At 70.7% G+C, this 18,653-nt stretch carries 17 protein-coding genes; 9 read left to right on the top strand and 8 right to left on the bottom strand.

What is annotated here, in order from left to right:
• Nucleotide 1: 1 nt before the first annotated feature.
• Nucleotides 2-874: a hypothetical protein gene (locus AB0C28_RS12330; protein ID WP_357843865.1), complete on the bottom strand. Its 873-nt coding sequence runs from the start codon at nucleotides 872-874 to the stop codon at nucleotides 2-4.
• A 64-nt stretch (nucleotides 875-938) separates the two neighbouring features.
• On the opposite strand from AB0C28_RS12330, the gene AB0C28_RS12325 reads away from it, so the two are divergent.
• Entirely contained in the window at nucleotides 939-1,730 is a 792-nt protein-coding gene (locus tag AB0C28_RS12325) for a tyrosine-protein phosphatase (protein ID WP_358074043.1), read from the top strand.
• Nucleotides 1,731-1,803: 73 nt separating this feature from the next.
• Here AB0C28_RS12325 and AB0C28_RS12320 read toward each other — a convergent pair whose 3' ends face one another.
• Nucleotides 1,804-2,880 (bottom strand): Gfo/Idh/MocA family oxidoreductase, encoded by a 1,077-nt coding sequence (locus AB0C28_RS12320; protein WP_358074040.1) that lies wholly within the window; start codon nucleotides 2,878-2,880, stop codon nucleotides 1,804-1,806.
• Between the two features lie 102 nt (nucleotides 2,881-2,982).
• Nucleotides 2,983-3,882 carry a PAC2 family protein gene (locus tag AB0C28_RS12315; protein WP_346113553.1) on the bottom strand — a complete coding sequence of 300 codons (900 nt, stop codon included), beginning with the start codon at nucleotides 3,880-3,882 and terminating at the stop codon, nucleotides 2,983-2,985.
• Between the two features lie 95 nt (nucleotides 3,883-3,977).
• Between AB0C28_RS12315 and AB0C28_RS12310 the strand changes: the two genes are divergently transcribed.
• Complete coding sequence (locus AB0C28_RS12310; RefSeq protein WP_357843874.1) at nucleotides 3,978-4,370, top strand: ankyrin repeat domain-containing protein; 393 nt, start codon at nucleotides 3,978-3,980, stop codon at nucleotides 4,368-4,370.
• 155 nt (nucleotides 4,371-4,525) lie between these two features.
• Nucleotides 4,526-5,446, top strand: a complete 921-nt coding sequence (locus AB0C28_RS12305; RefSeq protein WP_346113551.1) for a hypothetical protein — start codon at nucleotides 4,526-4,528, stop codon at nucleotides 5,444-5,446.
• On the opposite strand, the gene AB0C28_RS12300 is transcribed toward AB0C28_RS12305, so the two are convergent.
• On the bottom strand, nucleotides 5,443-7,563 hold the full coding sequence (locus AB0C28_RS12300) for an AAA family ATPase (protein WP_357843878.1): 2,121 nt from the start codon (nucleotides 7,561-7,563) through the stop codon (nucleotides 5,443-5,445). The two genes, AB0C28_RS12305 and AB0C28_RS12300, sit on opposite strands and share 4 nt — an antisense overlap.
• 245 nt (nucleotides 7,564-7,808) lie before the next feature.
• Here AB0C28_RS12300 and AB0C28_RS12295 point away from each other — a divergent pair, with 245 nt between their 5' ends.
• From AB0C28_RS12295 to glpK, 3 genes are all read left to right on the top strand, one after another.
• A complete protein-coding gene (locus tag AB0C28_RS12295; protein ID WP_357843881.1) occupies nucleotides 7,809-8,255 on the top strand; it encodes a GNAT family N-acetyltransferase in 447 nt (148 codons plus the stop codon).
• A gap of 124 nt (nucleotides 8,256-8,379) precedes the next feature.
• A complete protein-coding gene (locus AB0C28_RS12290) occupies nucleotides 8,380-9,186 on the top strand; it encodes an MIP/aquaporin family protein (protein WP_357843883.1) in 807 nt (268 codons plus the stop codon).
• A gap of 22 nt (nucleotides 9,187-9,208) precedes the next feature.
• Nucleotides 9,209-10,720 (top strand): glycerol kinase GlpK, encoded by a 1,512-nt coding sequence (gene glpK, locus AB0C28_RS12285; RefSeq protein WP_358074037.1) that lies wholly within the window; start codon nucleotides 9,209-9,211, stop codon nucleotides 10,718-10,720.
• Between the two features lie 13 nt (nucleotides 10,721-10,733).
• Here the strand turns inward: glpK and AB0C28_RS12280 are convergent, their stop codons facing one another.
• The 4 genes from AB0C28_RS12280 to AB0C28_RS12265 all read right to left on the bottom strand — a co-directional run bounded on the left by AB0C28_RS12280 (nucleotide 10,734) and on the right by AB0C28_RS12265 (nucleotide 15,192).
• Nucleotides 10,734-11,582, bottom strand: a complete 849-nt coding sequence (locus tag AB0C28_RS12280) for an ABC transporter permease subunit (protein WP_357843889.1) — start codon at nucleotides 11,580-11,582, stop codon at nucleotides 10,734-10,736.
• Nucleotides 11,579-14,209 carry an alpha/beta fold hydrolase gene (locus tag AB0C28_RS12275; protein ID WP_357843892.1) on the bottom strand — a complete coding sequence of 877 codons (2,631 nt, stop codon included), beginning with the start codon at nucleotides 14,207-14,209 and terminating at the stop codon, nucleotides 11,579-11,581. The genes AB0C28_RS12280 and AB0C28_RS12275 overlap by 4 nt, the downstream gene beginning before the upstream one ends.
• Nucleotides 14,210-14,254: 45 nt before the next feature.
• Nucleotides 14,255-14,680 carry a nuclear transport factor 2 family protein gene (locus AB0C28_RS12270; RefSeq protein ID WP_357843895.1) on the bottom strand — a complete coding sequence of 142 codons (426 nt, stop codon included), beginning with the start codon at nucleotides 14,678-14,680 and terminating at the stop codon, nucleotides 14,255-14,257.
• Nucleotides 14,681-14,784: 104 nt separating this feature from the next.
• Nucleotides 14,785-15,192 carry a PaaI family thioesterase gene (locus AB0C28_RS12265; RefSeq protein WP_358074034.1) on the bottom strand — a complete coding sequence of 136 codons (408 nt, stop codon included), beginning with the start codon at nucleotides 15,190-15,192 and terminating at the stop codon, nucleotides 14,785-14,787.
• A gap of 92 nt (nucleotides 15,193-15,284) precedes the next feature.
• Here AB0C28_RS12265 and AB0C28_RS12260 point away from each other — a divergent pair, with 92 nt between their 5' ends.
• The 3 genes from AB0C28_RS12260 to AB0C28_RS12250 all read left to right on the top strand — a co-directional run bounded on the left by AB0C28_RS12260 (nucleotide 15,285) and on the right by AB0C28_RS12250 (nucleotide 18,648).
• On the top strand, nucleotides 15,285-16,565 hold the full coding sequence (locus tag AB0C28_RS12260) for a cytochrome P450 (protein WP_358074031.1): 1,281 nt from the start codon (nucleotides 15,285-15,287) through the stop codon (nucleotides 16,563-16,565).
• A 10-nt stretch (nucleotides 16,566-16,575) separates the two neighbouring features.
• Entirely contained in the window at nucleotides 16,576-17,373 is a 798-nt protein-coding gene (locus AB0C28_RS12255; protein WP_358074027.1) for a class I SAM-dependent methyltransferase, read from the top strand.
• A 78-nt stretch (nucleotides 17,374-17,451) separates the two neighbouring features.
• Nucleotides 17,452-18,648 (top strand): hypothetical protein, encoded by a 1,197-nt coding sequence (locus AB0C28_RS12250; protein ID WP_358074024.1) that lies wholly within the window; start codon nucleotides 17,452-17,454, stop codon nucleotides 18,646-18,648.
• Nucleotides 18,649-18,653 lie beyond the last annotated feature (5 nt).

The raw sequence follows: 18,653 nt of genomic DNA, 5'->3' as shown, positions 1-18,653 counted from the left end.
TTCACGTCAGCGGGGACCGCAGCAGCTCACCCGCCGCCTGCCTTGCTTGAAGGATGCTCTCCTCGAACAGCTTGCGCACGTGGGCCGCCTGGTCGGACAGCTCCCTGATCCGCTCATGCGCCATCTCGTCGCGCACGGTCTCGGCGAGCAGCTGCTGGTACTCGGGCGTCTTGGCGGCCAGCCGCTCCAGCCGCTGGTGCGCGTGGTAGACCTTGTCGGCCTTGAGCACCTGCTTGGCGTACTTCTCCAGGTGCCGTACCCGCTGGGACAGCGACGTCCAGGCGGCGTCGAGCGCGCTCGTGTACGGCTTGAAGGCGTCCTCCATCCCCGGCGGCAGCTCGCGCGGGATGAGCTTGCCGTGCTCGGCGTGCATGGACGACAGCCGCCGCAGCCGCTCGCCGATCTGCCAGACCTCCTCGGGCAGCGACACCCGGTTCTCGATGGTGTCGATCAGCCCGGCCTTGTGCACGTTGGAGTTCATGATCGCCTCGACGGCGTTCTGCGCCCGGCGCAACAACATCTGACAGGGATAGTCGAGATCCTCCGGCAGGATGTACCGCTCGGCGTGCGCCTGCGCGAGACGGAGTCTTCGCCGGGTGGACCGATAGGTGCTGTCCATCGCCATCCACCTGATCAGTACGATCATGCCGACTCCCAGGCCCGCGACGAACAGGCCCTCGCTGCCGGTCACCATGAAGATGAGGAGCAGGAAGGCGGGCAGGACGAAGAGCATGGCGGGGTTGTGCGTGGTGTCCATTCGCGCGCCCGACCGAGCCATGCGGAGAAGGTGGGGACTCGAGCGCAGCTCGACCGAGATCTCCGGGTGCAGCGATGGATCGATCACCAGCCGTGGAGGCAGAGCTCGTGGATCCATACGTTCATGCTGCGTTATGAACCTCGAATCCGCTCATATTTGGCGGACATATAGGGTCGCAATAATGAGCGAGATGACGAGGTGGATCGACCTGGAAGGCGCGGTCAACGCGCGTGACCTGGGCGGATTGCCCACTCGTGACGGTGGCCGCACCCGTCACGGGCGGATCTTCCGCTCCGACAATCTGCAAGGGCTCACCCCGGGAGACGTGTCCCTGCTGGTGGACGAGCTGAACCTGCGGCACGTGGTGGACCTCCGCTCGACCCCCGAGGTACGCCTGGAGGGGCCGGGACCGCTGACCCGGGTGCCCGAGGTCAGCCACCACCACCTGACGCTGTTCGCCGAGGGCGGGCGGCACACCGACGTGGACGCCGACGTCATCGACGCCGACCGGGTGCTGCCCTGGGCCGAGCGGGTGCTGGACGAGGAGCTGCGCGTCACCGGCTTCTACTACGGCTACCTGCGCGACCGGCCCGACGCCGTGGTGGCGGCGCTGCGGGCGATGGCGCTGAACGACGGGGCCTCCGTGGTGCACTGCGCGGCCGGCAAGGACCGTACGGGCGTGCTGTCGGCGATGGCGCTGGAGATCGCCGGGGCGACCAGGGCGGCGATCGTCGAGGACTACCTGGTCACGGGGGAGCGGCTGGAACGGGTGCTCAAGCGGCTGCGCGGCAGCGCGACGTACCGGGACGACCTGGACGCCAGGCCCGCCGACTACCATCTGCCCAAGGCCGGCAACATCGAGCAGTTCTTCGGCGTGCTCGACGACCGGTTCGGCGGGGTGCTGGGGTGGCTGGGCCGGCACGGCTGGACGGACGCCGACACGGAGACCATGCGCGCCCGCCTGCGCGACTGACAGCGGCCGGTCCAGGTGGACACCGGTGCCCGTGACGGTGCCGGCCGTCACGACGGGTCCCGTGACGCTGAGGTCACTCCAGGTGGACGACGGTCCTTCGCGTGGCCGACAGGCGGGCCGCCTCGATGACGGTCAGCACCTCGACCGCCTCGCGCGGATCCACCGGCGGCGCCGCGCCCTCCCGCAGCGCCGCCGCCACGCCCCGGTAGAAGTCCAGGTACGCCCCCGCCTCGGTGCGCACGACCTGCTGCGCCTCCTCCTGGGCCTCCTCCTGGGCCTCCTCTGGGGCCTCCTCGGTGCCGAGCACGCCCCAGCGCTCCTCCTCGTCGTCCCCGAAGCCGGGCGAACCGGGCGAGATCCCGGCCCGCAGCCGTTCCTCCTGCACGTCCATCCCGTACTTCACGAAACCGGCCCGCGACCCGAGCACCCGGAACCTCGGCCCGAGCCGCGCCGCCACCGAGCTGGCCCACAGGTGCGAGCGGGCCCCGCCGGCGTGGGTCAGCGCGATGAACGTGTCGTCGTCGAAGGTGACCCCCTCCCGCCTGACGTCGCTCTCGCAGTAGACCTCGCGCACCGGCCCGAGCAGCTGTACGGCCTGGTCGACGAGGTGGCTGCCGAGGTCGTAGAGCAGGCCGCCGATCTCCTCGGGCGCGCCGGTCTCGCGCCAGCCGCCCTTGGGCGCCGGGCGCCAGCGCTCGAACCTCGACTCGAACCGGCGCACCTCGCCCAGCCGGCCCTCGCCGGCCAGGCGCAGCACGGTGCGGAAGTCGCCGTCCCAGCGCCGGTTGTGGAACACGGTCAGCATGAGCCCGCGCCCCTCGGCCAGCCGCACCAGGTCACGGCCCTCCTCGGCGGTACCGGCCAGCGGCTTGTCCACGACGACGGGCAGGCCGTGGCCGAGCGCCGCGGCGGCCGTGCTCACGTGGGTCCTGTTGGGCGAGGCGACCACGACGAGGTCGCACCGCTCCCACAGGTCCCGTACGTCGGCGACGGCGGTCGCGCCGTAGCGGCCGGTCACCTCGGCCTGGCGATCGGGTTTTCCGGTCACCACGGCCGCCAGGGACAGGCCGGGGGTGGCGTGGATGAGAGGGGCGTGGAAGTACGCCCCGGCGGTGCCGTAGCCGACCAGCCCGACGCGGATCTCGCTCATCGAGCCAGGCTATCCCGGCCCGAGCGGAGGGGTTTCTGGCCACTCGGTCGAGGGGCCTCCGGCGACTCGGCCGAAGGGCTCGGCCGAGGGGAGGCCCTCCGGTCACTCGTCGTCGCGCTCGGCCAGGAAACGTTCGAACTGGGCGGCCAGTTCGTCGCCCGTGGGCATGGGCGTCGTCTCGGCCATCAGGTTCTCGCGTTCCGCCCCGCCGGCGAACGCGTCGTACTGCTGCTCCAGCCCCGAGATGGCGGTGGACAGCTCGGCCGAGGCGCGGATCTGCTCCTCGATCTCCGTCGTGGTGCGCCGGGCGGCGTCACGCAGGGCGTCCATCGGGAAGACCAGCCCCGTGCCCCGCGTCACGGCCTCCAGGGCCGTCACGGCGGCGGTCGGGTATTCGGCCTGCGACAGGTAGTGCGGCACGTGCACCGCGTAGCCCACCGCGTCGTGGCCCTGCGCGCCGAGGCGCAGCTCCAGCAGCGCGGCGACGCTGCCGGGCACCTGCACCCGGCCGAACGCGCTGGTCTGCGCGTTGATCAGCTCGGGCCGGCTGGCGTGCATGGTGAGGCCGAGCGGCCGGGTGTGCGGGACCGCCATCGGGATGCCGTGCAAGGTCACCATCTTGCTCACCTTGAGCTGCTGGACCAGCGCCCGCACGGCCTTGGTGAACAGTTCCCACTCCCGGTCGGGCTCGGGCCCGCTCATCACCAGGAACGGGGTCCCCGTCGAGTCCTCGGCCACATGGACGGCCAATTCGGGGTTCTCACACTCCACCCACCGGTCGGTGTCGAACGTCATGATGGGCCGCCGCGACCGGTAGTCGAGCAGCCGGTCCACGTCGAACGTCGCCACGACCCGGTGCTCCAGCTCGGCCAGCAGGTGGCCGAGCGCGAGGCGTCCGGCACCGCCCGCGTCGACGAAGCCGTCGAAGTGGTACAGCAACACCGGATCGGTCAGCTCGGGCGCATCGTCTGCGAGCTTGTAGAGATCCTTCGGGTCGAACACGGTTGGACAGCCTTTCCCTAGGTACTCTTCACCAGAACCTACGGCGCGCCGGAACGATTCCGTGCACGGCACCCTATCGAGGGAAAAAGGGATGCATGGACGAGGACCCGGAGCTGGTGGAGTTCGCCACCAGGATGTTCGGCCTGGCCAGGGCGGGCGACACCGAGGCGCTGCGCGCGTATGTGGCGGCCGGGCTGCCGGTCAACCTGGCCAACGACAAAGGTGACACTTTGCTGATGCTGGCGGCTTATTACGGTCACGCCGAGACCGTACGCATGCTTGTCACAAGCGGCGCCGACGTGGACCGGGTCAACGACCGTGGGCAGACGCCGCTCGCCGGTGCCGTGTTCAAGAAGGAATCGGCTGTGGTCAGGGCGTTGCTGGACGGGGGAGCCGATCCCGACGCCGGGCGGCCGTCCGCGCGAGAGACGGCACTAATGTTCGCGAATGCCCAGTTTATCCAATGGTTCTCGCAAAGCGATTCATAGTATGAAATAAGCACTAAAGGGCCCGAAGTTGCTGAGTGTGGCCTTTCGAACACTCCCTAGTCATGCTGGGAGACGTGGCTACTTCTGCGCACTCCTTCAGTAGGCGACCGCTCCACATCCCTCCGCTGCCATGTCCGTTCCCGAACGAGATCAACGTGCATGCCTCGGAGGTCGACGCGGAGAGCCACGCATGGCTGGCCGCCTCACGAATGCTGAACGGCGCCGACACCATCGATCACTTCAGGCGCTCACAGATCGGTCTGCTCGCGGCACGTACCAACCCCACCGTGCCGCGCGAAAGCCTCAGGCTGATCAACGACTGGTACAACTGGCTCTTCGCCTTCGACGACGCCTTCTGCGAAGGCGAGTTGATGGGGCACCGCGCCTCCGCGCTGGCGCGGGCCCTTCCGCCGCTGCTCGAAATCCTCGACCGGCGGCGCGAGCCGGACGCCGGCGACCCCTTCGGCCTCGCACTCAACGAGCTCCTCCGCCGCATCACCGAAGCCGCCACCCCCGCACAGGTGGACCGGTGGCGGATCACGGTGAAGGAGTATCTGTTCGCCCAGATCTGGGAGGCGGCCAACCGCGAGGTCGACCTCATCCCCACCCCCGAGGACTACGTCCTGATGCGCCGCATCACGGGGGCCACCTACACCTGCTTCGCCCTCATCGACGCCGGTGGCGGTTACCGGCTGGAAGCCGAGGAATGGCACCACCCCGACGTGCGCACGCTCTCCGACCTGGCGTGCGACCTCATCGGCTGGGACAACGACCTCCTGTCGTACGCCAAGGAACGCGGCAACGACAAGGCCAGGCACAACCTCGTGACCGTGCTGGCCACGCACAAGTCCCTCACCTTGCAGGACGCGCTGCGCGAGGTCGCGCAGATGCACAACGACGCCATCGCGGCGTTCGTCCACCGGCGCGCCGCGCTGGAGCAGTGGGCTCCGCTGCCGGTCCGCAAGTACGTCCGCGGCCTCGAACACTGGGTGCGCGGCCACATCGAGTTCTCGCTCGGCAGTGCCCGATACGTGCACGCCTGGCCTGACGGCACCCGCTGGCCGCAGGCCGTCTAGGTCCCGTCAGAGTTCTCTTCGGGGGCGTCCGGATCCTCCAGCGCGAGCCCGGACGCCTCATCGAGATCGAGCCTGGCGCCCTCCTCGAACGCGTTCTTGTAGGCCAGCTCGCCCATGGCCTGCTTGCACTCGCGTACGCACCGGTCGTGGTCGTCGGTCATCCACGGCGCGCCGAGCTGCGGCAGACCGGCCGTCCGCCAGTTTTGCTGCAGCGCCCCGAGCAGCTTGGCGGCCACCGGCGGCTGCGCGGCCGCGGCGAAGATGCGCGCCGCCGTCTCCAGGGCCATCAGGGTGCCGAGCGTGTCGTGGAAGTGGCGCTTGATCCGCAGCGCCTCCCTGACGTTCTGCAGCGCCTCGCCGGTGCGGCCGGTGGCGAGCCTGGTGCTGGCCAGCGCCCACTGCGCGTGGGAGCTGACCCACAGCTCGCCGCGCTCCTTGCACACCTGAAGGCAGTCCTGCAGCAGCGACTCGGCCTCATAGAGCTCGCCCTGCGTGGTCAGCACGATCGACAGCTCGACGATCGCGGGCAGCAGGCCCGGGTTGAGCTCCTTGTTGTCGGTGTTGAACTCGATCGCCACGCCCAGCAGCGCGCTGGCCTTCTGCAGGTCGCCCTGCAGCAGCGCCGCCGTGCCCTGCATCTTGGAGGCCAGGATCACCGCGCGGGAGTCGCCCACGCGCACGGCCTCGGTGCTGCACTTCTCGGCCGCCTGCAGCGCTCCCGCGCTGTCGCCCTGGGCGCTCTTGACGTAGGACAGGACCCAGAGGGCCTTGCACCGTTCCTTGCTCACGGTGGGGTTGGCCTCCAGGGCCCGCTCCAGGTAGAGACGGCCCTCGCGGGCGAACCCGCAGCACACCCACATGAACCACAGCGACGACAGCAGCGTCAGCGCGAGCTGGGACTTGCCCGACGAGCGCAGCGCGTGTTCGAGCGCGATGCGGACGTTGTCGTGCTCCTGGCGCATGCGGACGAACCAGTAGATCTGACGCGGCCCCGACCAGGCGTCCTCGCTGCGCTGGGCCAGGCTCAGGTAGTACTCCAGATGCCGCTGGCGCATCCGCTCCTTCTGGCCCAGCTTCTCCAGCCACTCCTCGCCGTATTCGGCCAGGGTGTCGATCAGCTTGTAGCGCACGCCCGCGTGGTTGCTCCTGATCAGCAGGATCGACTTCTCCACCAGCCCGGTCACCAGGTCGGTGATGTCTTCGGACGGCAGCCGCCCGTCGGAGCAGACGAAGCGGGCAGCGTCGAGCTCGAAGTCGCCGGCGAACACCGACAGCCGCGCCCACAGCAGCCGTTCGGCCGGCTCGCACAACTCGTGGCTCCAGCCGATGGCCGCGCGCAGCGTCTGGTGCCGGGGCAGCGCCGTTCGGCTGGCGCCGGCCAGCAGGCTGAACCGGTCGGCCAGCAGCCCGAGGATCTGCTCGACCGACAGCGCCCGCAGCCGCACCGCGGCCAGCTCGATCGCCAGCGGGATGCCGTCGAGGCGGCGGCAGAGCTCGGCCACCGGGGCGATGTTGTCCTCGTCGAGCACGAAGTCGGGCACGCTCGCCCCGGCCCTGGCCGCGAAGAGCTGCACCGACTCGTTGGTGAACAGGCTCTCGGCCGGATCATCGCCGGGCACCTGCAGCGGCGGCACCGGGACGACGTGCTCGTAGGGCAGGTGCAGCGACTGGCGGCTGGTGGCCAGCACCTTCAGGTTGGGCGCGGCCTCCAGCAGCTCGTGGATCAGCTCGGCGCAGCCCTGCACCAGGTGCTCGCAGGTGTCGATGATGAGCAGCATGTCGCGCTCGCCCACCCACTCCGACAGCGACTCCGACGCCTCACGCGAGGACTGGTCGGCGATGCCGAGGGCGGAGGCGATGGTGTGCCTGACCATGCCCGCGTCCTGCAGCCGGGCCAGGTCGGCGAACCAGACGCCGTCGGGGTAATGAGGGCGCACCTGATGGGCCAGCCGCAGCACCGTCCGGGACTTGCCCACACCACCGATGCCGGTGACGGTCACCAGGCGGGATTCGCCGAGGTGCCGTTTGAGGTTGGTGAGGAGGCGGGTCCGGCCCACGAAGCTGGTCAGCTCCGCCGGCAGATTGCCTTCTCGCCGCCAGCCTGTCGGGGTGGCCATGCGCAGCCTCACGGGGGGATCGGCGACACCTGCACTGGCATCGTACCGCCGCGATCGCCGCATGTCCTTGGACCTGCGGACACGCTCGGTATGGGTTTGTACACCCGAGTAGTATGTTCGGCGTGGAAGATTTCCTACCTGAGCAGACGGCCGACGACACCGACCTCGCGTGGGGCGACTGGCGCGAGCCCGACTCCGACGCCTTCTACCTGGACAACCGGCCGCCCCACTGGGGCTGACCCGGCATGATCCCCGCGCTGCGGCCGGCCGTGCCCGGCGACTACGACGCCATCGCCGCCGTGGTCGACGGCTGGTGGGGCCGGCCGATCCTGCCATCCCTGCCCAGGGTGTTCCTCGATCACTTCCACCGCACCTCCCTGATCGCCGAGGAGGCCGGCGCGCTTGCGGGCTTCCTCGTCGGCTTCCCGTCCCCGTCCCTGCCCGACGAGGCCTACATCCACTTCGTCGGCGTCGCGCCGGGCGCGCGCAAGAGCGGGCTGGCCCGCGTCATGTACGAACACTTCTTCGGCCTGGCCCGCGAGCACGGCCGCCACGTGGTCAAGGCGATCACCTCGCCGGTCAACACGGCCTCGATCGCCTTCCACCGCCGCATGGGCTTCGACGTCGCCGGCCCGGTGCCCGGCTACAACGGGCCCGACAAGGACGCGATCACCTTCTCCCGCACGATCTGAGGCGGCTCACGCCGAGGCGGCTCGCCGGGACGCTTGGTCGTTACTTTCCGCAACGCGTTACGTACTTTCCGTATGCATCCGCTGAAATCGGGAATGGCACACAGCGGTGCGAGGGAGGTGACCGGTGGCCGGACGGCTCATCCGGATGGGGCACAGGGGCGAGCTCATCGCGGAGTTCGCGGGGACCGCGGTGCTCATCCTGTTCGGCGCGGGCGTGGTCGCGCAGGTGGTCGCGGGCGGGCTCGGCGACCACGACAGCATCGCGTGGGCCTGGGGCATCGGTGTCATGCTGGGCGTCTACGTGGCCGGACGCACGACGGGCGCGCACCTCAACCCCGCCGTGACGCTCGGGTTCGCGCTGTTCCGCGGCTTCCCGTGGCCCAAGGTGCTCCCGTACGTGGTCGCGCAGACGGCGGGGGCCTTCCTCGCCGCCCTCATCGTGCGCTGGAACTACACCGAAATACTGACCATGTTCGACCCCGGGCACACGATCAAGACCCAGATCGTCTTCTCCACCCTGCCCGGCAACGGCACCCTGCCCGTCGGCCTGTGGGGCGGGCTGCGCGACCAGATCATCGGCACCGCGATCCTGCTCTTCGTCATCTTCGCCCTGTCCGACACGGCCAACATGGCGCCGAGCGCGAACATGGGGCCGTTCGTGATCGGGCTGCTCATCGTCGGGATCGGCATGTCCTTCGGCGCCGACGCCGGCTACGCCATCAACCCGGCCCGCGACTTCGGGCCGCGCCTGGCCAGTTTCCTCACCGGATACGGCGGCGCGTGGCGCGACCAGTACGGCGACCTCTACTTCTGGGTCCCGATCGTCGGCCCGCTGATCGGCGGCGTCATCGGGGCCGGCCTGTATCAGGCGTGCATCGCCCGCTTTCTCCCCCAGGGCGAGGACCGCGACACCGTGAAGCCGTCCGACTGAGGACAGACCGGGGGAGAACCGCATGCCCGAGTTCGTGGGCGCCGTCGACCAGGGGACCACCAGCACCCGCTTCATGATCTTCGATCACGATGGGGCCGAGGTGGCCAAGTACCAGCTCGAACACGAGCAGATCCTGCCCAGGTCCGGCTGGGTCGAGCACAACCCGATCGAGATCTGGACCAGGACCGCCGCCGTGATCCAGAGCACGATGCAGCGGGCCGGGCTGCACGACGGCGACCTCGTGACCATCGGGCTCACCAACCAGCGCGAGACCACGGTCGTGTGGAACGCCCGCACCGGACGCCCGTACTACAACGCGATCGTCTGGCAGGACACCCGCACCGACCGGATCGCCGCCGAGCTCGAACGCGACGGCCGCGGCCAGGTCATCCGCGACCGCACGGGACTGCGGCCCGAGGCGTACTTCTCCGGCGGCAAGATCCAGTGGATCCTGGAGAACGTCGAGGGCGTCCGCGCGGACGCCGAGCGCGGTGAGGCGATCTTCGGCACCACCGACACCTGGACCCTGTGGAACCTCACCGGCGGCGTCAACGGCGGCGTGCACATCACCGACGTGACCAACGCCAGCCGCACCATGCTGATGGACCTGACCACCCTCGACTGGGACGACGAACTGCTGTCGTTCTTCGGCATCCCGCGCGCGATGCTGCCCGAGATCCGCCCGTCCGCCGACCCGACCGGCTACGGCGCCACGGTCAGGCAGGGGCCCATGGCCGGCGAGGTGCCGATCACCGCCATCCTGGGCGACCAGCAGGCCGCCACCGTCGGTCAGGTCTGCTTCGCGCCGGGCGAGGCCAAGAACACCTACGGCACCGGCAACTTCCTGCTGCTCAACACCGGCCCCGCCCCGGTGCGCTCGCAGAGCGGCCTGCTCACCACCCCGGCCTACAAGTTCGGCGCGAATCCCACGATCTTCGCGCTGGAGGGCTCGATCGCGGTGACGGGCTCGGCCGTCCAATGGCTGCGCGACCAGCTGCACATCATCACCTCGGCGGCCCAGAGCGAGACGCTGGCGCGGCAGGTGGACGACAGCGGCGGAATGTACTTCGTGCCGGCCTTCTCCGGCCTGTTCGCCCCGTACTGGCGCGCCGACGCCCGCGGCGCCATCGTCGGCCTGTCGCGCTACCACACCGACGCCCACCTCGCCAGGGCCGCGCTGGAGGCCATCTGCTACCAGAGCCGCGACGTCGTCGAGGCGATGCAGCGCGACTCGGGGGTGGTGCTCGACGTGCTCAAGGTGGACGGCGGGGTGACGGCCAACGACCTGTGCATGCAGCTCCAGTCCGACATCCTGGGCGTGCCCGTCAGCCGGCCGACCGTGTCGGAGACCACCGCGCTCGGGGCCGCGTACGCCGCCGGCCTGGCCTTCGGCTACTGGGCCGACACCGGTGAGCTGCGCGCCCACTGGGCCGAGGACCGCCGCTGGGAGCCCAGGTGGAGCGAGGACCAGCGCGAGGAGGGCTACGCGGGCTGGAAGAAGGCGGTCACCCGGGCCCTCGACTGGGTCGGGTGACCGCCCACGCGCTCTAGCTGACCACGTCCTTGCGGCGGAAGCGCCGGAACGCCACCGCGATGAGGATCGCCGCGTACGTGATCGAGATCGAGGCCCCCTTCGCCATGCCGCTCCAGTCCAGCTCGGGCGCCAGGGCGTCCAGCCAGGCGTTGTTCCAGAACGTGGGCAGGAACTCGCGCAGCACCCCCAGCGCCTCCACGGCCTGGAGGATGGTGCACACGATCCACAGGCCGACCGCCCCGCCCACGGCGCCCAGCGGGGAGTCGGTCATGGTCGAGACGAGGAAGGCCACGGCGGCCACCACGAGCTGGCTGACCAGCGCGTACCCGATCACGATGCCGAAGCGCGGCAGCACGTCGAAGGCCGGGATGGTCTCGCCCGTCCCCGGCACCTGGATGTCGTCCCAGCCGAACGCCAGCGTCCCCGCGAGCAGCGCCATCAGCGGCAGGCAGATCACCGCCGCGGCCGAGTAGCCGAGCGCCACGATCAGCTTCACCCGCAGCAGCCGGTCGCGCGGGACCGGCGCCGCCAGCAGGTAACGCAGCGACGACCAGTTGGCCTCGCTGGAGACCGTGTCGCCGCAGAACAGCGCGACCGCCACCACCAGCAGGAAGCTGGCCGACACCGACAGGGCGAAGGCGGCGAAGTTCAGGCCGCTCTCGGTGGCCAGGTCGGAGATGCGCAGCGCCGACTGGCCCTGCGCGTTCGACTGCGGTCCGAACTGGAACGCGATCACGAGGATCCACGGCAGCGCCAGCAGCAGCCCGAACGCGACGATCGTCCGCCTGCGCTTGAACTGCCTGACGATCTCCACCCGCAGCGGCAGCGTGCGGTTCGGCGCGTAGCCGGTCGCGGCGGTCATGCGTTGTCTCCGATGAGGTCGAGGAACACGTCTTCCAGGCGCGGCCCGTGCCCGTTGACCGTGGTGGCCGTTCCCAGCAGCTGTGACACCGGGCCGGTCGAGACGAGCTGTCCGCGCCGCATGACCACGACGTGGCTGCAGGTCTGCTCCACCTCGGCCAGCATGTGGCTGGAGACGATCACGGTACGGCCGTCGCGGGCGTAGCGCTTGAGCACCTCGCGCATCTCACGGATCTGGGGCGGGTCGAGGCCGTTCGTGGGCTCGTCCAGCACGAGCAGGTCGGGCAGGCCGAGCATGGCCTGGGCGATGGCCAGCCGCTGGCGCATGCCCTGGGAGTAGGTGCGTACGGCCCGGTCGAGCGCCTTGCCCAGGTCCGCGATCTCCAGCGCCTCCTCGAAGTGCGCGTCGGCGGCGGGCCGGCCGGTGGCGGCCCAGTAGAGGGCGATGTTGTCGCGTCCCGACAAGTGCGGCAGGAAACCGGGCCCCTCCACGAACGACCCGAGCCGCGACAGCACGGGGGCGCCGGGGGCCACCGGCTCGCCGAAGATGCGGATCTCGCCGGCGTCCGGGTGGATGAGGCCCATCATCATCCGCATCGTCGTCGTCTTGCCGGCGCCGTTCGGCCCGAGCAGCCCGAGCACCTGGCCCCGTTCGACCCGGAACGACAGGCCGTCCACGGCCAGCTCGCCGTTGCGGTACGCCTTCGTCAGCCCGCTGATCTCCAGCGGCACGTCCGCGTCGCCGAGCGGGGCCTCGCTGGAGGCGGCGACGGCCTCGCGGGCGTCCGGCGTCCCAGTGGCTGCGGCTTTACGGCGGCGGGACGGGGTGCGTCCCGTGGCCAGCAGGACGCCGGCGACCACGACGGCGGCCAGCGGCATCGCCCACACCCACCACACGATCCCGGTCGGCGCGGCGGCCAGCGTGCCGACCGTCGGGACCGCGAGCGCGGGGGAGGCCAGCGCCACCTGGTACGCGGCCGGCTGTGCCGGGGTCGCGAACCCCATGTCGGTCGTGGCCACGACCAGGCGCAGCCGGTGTCCGGCCGCGAAGTTGTGGTCCACGGCGGGCAGGGTGACGGTGGCCTCCGCGCTGCCGGCGCCCTCGGGGATGCTCACCCGGACCGGCGCGACCAGGCCGGCCGGCAGGGCGGGCGGCTGGATGCTGTCGGCCACGTCGTACAGCTTCACGAACAGCGTGGCCTCGCCCTTGCCCGACACCTTGATCTTGACGGTGGGGCTGCCGGTGAGCTGGAGCGGGGCGGTGAGCGGCGCCGACTCGAACGCGGCGGACTGTCCCGGCATGTCGAGCGAGACGCCGCCGGTGTTCTGGCCGGCCAGCAGGCCGCCGATGCCCGGCACGGTGGAGATCGCCGCCGGGGCGCCGCCAGGCGGGTTGACGATGTTCTGCGCGGGGCCGCTCAACGCGACGTCGGTGGTGCCGGTGCCCGCGAGGCCCGGGTAGGCGCCCGCCTCCGGGTGCAGCCTGATGCGCTGGCGGGTGCCGGGGTCGCGGCCGCCGTCACGCGTCACCGTGAACGCGCTCACCCGCGGCGCCGAGTCGTCGCCCTTCAGATAACGGGCGAACCAGGCCGCAGACTGGTCGAACAGCCAGTCGGCCTCGCCGTTGCCCCCGTCGTGCCCGCCGTCGAACCAGGCCAGGCTCACCGGGGTGCCCGCGGCGGCGATGGCCCTGGCGTTGGCGTCGGCGTGACCGAGCGGGAACAGCGAGTCGCGCTGGCCCTGGATGAGCAGCGTCGGGGCCTTGATCTGCCCGGCCACGGTGATCGGGCTCGACTTGCGCAGCAGCTCGACGGCCTCGGGCGTGGCCCGCCCGGTCTCGGCGACCTGCTGGTAGACCGCGCAGATCGCGGGCAGGAACCGGCCGCACCTGGCCTGCTCGGGCGTCAGCGGCGGGGCGGCCTCACGCCGGCCCAGCAGGGACGTGGGGTCCAGCGAGACGCCCTGGCCGAAGAAGATGCCGGCCCACATGCGCTTGAAGACCCCGCCCACCGGGTCCGACTGCTCTGCGGGACCCGCGGTGGACCGGGCGGCGGTGGACGGCGTGGCCGGCCGAGCGGCGTTGGGGAAGAGCGCGTCGGCCAGGTCGGACCAGGTGATCTGGGGAACGATCGCGTCCACCCGCTGGTCGTAGGCGGCGGTCATCAGCGCGATGGCGCCGCCGTACGAGCCGCCCGCGATGCCGACGCGCGGGTCACCCGAGGCGTCGAGCCGGACCTCGGGACGCCGGGCCAGCCAGTCGATCAGCTGCTTGACGTCCTTGACCTCGTAGTCGGGCGAGTTGAGTGCGATCTGGCCGCCCGAACGGCCGAATCCGCGCGCCGACCACGTCATGACGGCGTAGCCCTGCTCGGCGAGCCGTACCGCCTGGTCCCGCATGCTCTGCTTGCTGCCGCCGAACCCGTGCGCGAGCAGCACGGCCGGCGCCTTCCCGCCGCCGGGCGGCGCGAAGAAGGTCGTGTCGAGCTCGACCCGCTCGTCGCCGGCCGGCCCGTCGACGACGGTGATTCTCTGGTCCTGGCCCCGCACCTCGGGAGCCGACGGCCACACGAGCCACGTCGTCACCCCGATGAGGGCGAGCGCCGCTGTCAAAGCGGCCACACGCTTCATGCGGAGAGCCTACTTTCCGCACCTGAGAGATCCCTGAGACGACGATCATGAAGCGCGGCGCCGGGCGGAGTGCGCCGTGGCCACGGTCAGGCTGTCCTCGTAGATGTGGTAGCGGGTGATGCGCCCGTCCTCGACCGTGAGGTGCAGGGCGAACGGGGACGTGTACGCCTCACCGGTGGCCTCGACCGTCTGGACGATGTCTCCGAGCACGACGGCGTCGTCCCCGTCCACCAGGATGCGCGCCACCGACGTGCCGTTCAGCTCGGGCACGTGGTACGCGGCCAGCGCGCGGAAGAGATCTTCTGCATCGTCGCGGCTCGACCGCGGCTTGATCCACGGCACCGCCGGGTGTCCTTCCTCCGGCCAGCTGTACTTCCAGTCGCAGCGCTCGGCGAACAGCCCGGCGGTGCGCTCGGCGTCCCCTTCGCCGATCCGGCGCAGCAGTTCCTGAACGGTGTCGCGAGTCGTCATGATCTGTCCCTCAAGTCCGGTTTCAGTGGTGCCGTCACACACTCTCCTCTCGTTCCCGCGGCACCGCGATTACCTCGCACGTAAGGGCGCGGCCTACCCGGTCTTCAGCCCAGGAGCGCGTAGACGGTGCTCGCCTGCGCCACGACCTCGCCGCCGCCCTCGGCCGTGAGGGTGATCTCGGTGAAGGCCAGCGTGCGGCCCAGCTTGGTGATCCGGACGTCGAGCAGCACGTCCTTGCCCACCACCGGCCGCTGGAACGTCGTGGACTGCTGGACCGTGGTCATCGGCACGAACCCGCCCCGCGCCGAGGAGATGGCGACGACGGTCGCGGTGTCGGCCGCGGCCATCATCGCCTGCCCGCTCAGCCCACCGCCCTCCCTGGCCAGGTCGTCGGACCAGGGCAGCCGTACGACGGCGTGCCGCTCGCCCACCTCCTCCACGCGCAGTCCGAGCCGCTGGATCCAGGGGGCGAAGTACTGAGTCAGAATCGCCTCTGCGTTTTCCGGAGTCACGTGACCGTCATCCCCACCGGGCGCGCGCACGTTACGCGTGCGGCGAGTTGCCGGGGCGCCGGGGCGGGGCGCATTGTGGAGGGATGGGGTCGGTGCGGCGGTCGGTGGTCGAGGTGTTCCAGCCGTCAACGTACGAGACGGCGGTCCCGTACGACCTGTTCGCCGCCCTCAGGGAGGAATCTCCCGTCTGCTGGATCCCCGAGCCCGCCCTGGGCCCCTGGCGCGAGGGGCCCGGTTACTGGGCGGTGTTCCGGCACGCCGACGTCAAACACGTGCTGCGCCACCCCGAGGACTTCTCCTCCCACCTCGGCGCCACCCAGATCCGCGACCCCGACACCCCGGCCGACCTGCGCTTCGTCCAGGCGCAGATGCTGAACATGGACCCGCCCGACCACTCCAGGCTGCGCCGGATCGTGGCGGCGGCGTTCACCCCGAGGGCCGTGCGGGCCCTGGAGCAGGCGATCGCGGCGCGGGCGGCGGCGCTGTTCGAGGCGGGGGAGTGCGACTTCGTGGAGGTGGCCGCCGACCTGCCGGTGTGGACGCTGGCCCACGTCATGGGGGTTCCGGCGCGGGACAGGCGGCTGCTGTACGACTGGGCCTCGCGCGTGATCGGCTACCAGGACGACGACTACGCGGGCCTGTCCACGGCCGACGCCGAGGCCCTCACCCCGATGGGCCGGCTCGCCGTCGCGGCCAGGCCGGAGCCGCGTCCCGGGGTCAACCCGCGTTCCAGGGCGGCGCTGACCGACATGTTCGCATACGCGCACGCCCTGGCCGAGAGCCCCGTGGACGGCGAGTCGGTCATGTCCGCGATGCTGACGGGCGGGCCGAAGGGCGGCCTGACCGAGGCCGAGTTCGAGAACATGTTCTTCCTCTTCGCCGTCGCCGGGAACGAGACCCTGCGCAACGGCATCCCCGGCGGCCTGCTCACGCTGCTCCAGCACCCCGCCGAGCTGGCTCGCCTGCGCGCCGACTCCTCCCTGCTCGACTCCGCCGTGGAGGAGATGCTGCGCTTCTGGCCGCCGGTCATGCACTTCAGGCGGACCGCGACCCGAGACCTCACCCTCGCCGGCCAGTCGATCCGGGCGGGCGACAAGGTGGTCGTCTACCACGCCTCCGCCAACCGCGACCCGTCCGTCTTTCCCGATCCCGACCGGTTCGACGTCGCCCGCACGCCGAACGACCACGTCAGCTTCGGCTTCGGCCCGCACTTCTGCCTCGGCGCGCACCTGGCCCGCGCCCAGTTCCGGTCGGTGCTGCGCGAACTGCTCGCCTGGGACGTCGAGTCGGCCGGCCCGCCCCACCGGCTCACCTCGAACTTCCAGAACGGGCTCAAGCACCTGCCGGTACGCCTGCGCCGCCGCGACCGCTAGCATCACGATCATGGACGACTATCTCCAGGTCAACAGGGCCAACTGGAACGCGCGCGTCCCCGTCCACGTCGGCAGCGCCTTCTACGACGTCGAGGGCTTCAAGGCGGGCAGGAACGCGCTGCGGCCGTTCGAACTCGACGAGGTGGGCGAGGTCGCCGGCCGCAGCCTGGTCCACCTGCAGTGCCACTTCGGCCTCGACACCCTCTCCTGGGCCAGGGCGGGGGCCGAGGTGACCGGCCTCGACTTCTCCGAGGCCGCCATCGAGCAGGCCAGGAGGATCGCCGCGGAGTGCGGCCTTACGGCCAGGTTCGTCACCGCCGACGTCTACGACGCCGAGCGGGCGCTGGGCGAGACGTACGACATCGTCTACACCGGCATCGGCGCCCTGGTCTGGCTGCCCGACCTCACCCGCTGGGCGCGGACAGTCAAGGCCCTGCTCAAGCCGGGCGGGTTCCTGTACGTCGCCGAGTTCCACCCGTTCATGGACGTCCTGGACGACGAGAGCGGCACCAAGGTCACCGAGGACTACTTCGACCGCGGCCCCCATGTCTGGGAATATCCCCACACCTACACCGGCCCCGAGATCCTGGAGCACCAGACCACCGTGCAGTTCCGGCACGGTCTCGGTGAGATCGTCAGCGCGGTCGCGGCGGCCGGGCTGCGGATGGAGTTCCTGCACGAGCACGATCACACCCTGTTCCGCCGCTTCGGCACGCTGGTCGAAGACGGGAACGGCTACCGGCGCCCGGCGGGGGAGCCCAGGACACCGCTCACGTTCTCCATGCGGGCGTCGTACCCCAAGCCATGACCCTCCGGGGAAGATCGCGAAACAGGTCGAACGACTCATCGTGGGCCAGTGCGACCGATGACCGTAAGATTCAGTCCCGTGAAGTCTCCAGCATCGTTCAAGAGGGCCGCCGCATGGGCCCTGCCCTACTGGACTCGCGGCGAGGCCGGCCGCGAGACGCCGCACGACCTGTTCAGGGTGCTCTACTACGGGTGGCTGGTGGCGTTCACGCTCAAGGTGCTCGGCTCGGCCTGGGACGTCTCGTGGCACTTCAAGTGGCTGCGTGACGACCTCGCCCCGCCCCACCTGCTCAACTCCGCCGGCACGGCCCTGGTCGTCGCCCTCGTCATCATCCACGGCTACACCGGCTACGGCGTCGACAAGGCCGCGCTCAGGCTGATCCAGTGGGGCACCGGGATCTTCCTCGTCGCGGTGCCGCTCGACCTGATCAACCACCGCGTCAACGGGCTCGACATCACCTCGTGGAGCCCGTCCCACATCATGCTCTACGCCGGGACGTTCTTCATGATCGCCGGCGTGATCCGGGGCTGGTTCGTGGGCGCGCCTCCGGGACGTGAGCGGGTGGTCGTGCTCGGCGCGTTCTTCGCGTTCTTCCTGGAGAACGTGCACTTCCCCGAGCAGCACCAGGAGTACGGCATCCTGTCGCTGGGCGCCTGGGACAACAACGTCGTCTACGCCGAGAAGATCCTGCTCCAGTTCGCCGCCGACCAGATGGGGCGGCCGGTGGACCGGACGATGGTCACCGGGTTCACGCTGCCCGTGCCCGACTACCTCTACCCGGTCTACGCCGTGGTCGCCGGGCTGTCGGTACTGGTCGCGGCCAGGCTGCTGATCGGCAGGTTCGGCTCAGCCACCCTCGTCGCGGGGGCCTACGTGGGGTTCAGGACGCTGGTCTGGCCGCTGCTCACCTACACCGGCTTCCCGCCGTCGGCGCTGCCGTTCTTCCTGGTCGCGGGCGGGCTGCTGGTGGACCTCGCGTTCCTGGTCCGGATCCCCGCCGTACGGGCGGTGCTCGGCACGGCCGTCGTCACGGCGGGCGCGTACGGCGCGCTGATCGCCCAGAACGCGGTCATGGGTCCGGTGTACGGCGCGCTCAAGGGCCAGGAGGGGCTGATGGGCTCGCCGCCGCTGGTCACGGCGTCGGCCGGGTGGGCCGGGCTCGGGCTGCTGGTCGCCTGGCTGGCCATCGAGTGGTTCGCCCGCGGGCACAGCAGGACCGCGCAGGTCCCGGCGCCCCCGCCGGCGACCACGGTCACCGCGCCCGCGACCCCCTGAACGGC

Source organism: Nonomuraea sp. NPDC048892, from assembly GCF_040649735.1.
Lineage (GTDB): Bacteria > Actinomycetota > Actinomycetes > Streptosporangiales > Streptosporangiaceae > Nonomuraea > Nonomuraea maheshkhaliensis.
The sequence above is the reverse complement of the archived record's forward strand: the minus strand, read 5'-3'. Positions and strand labels throughout refer to the sequence as shown.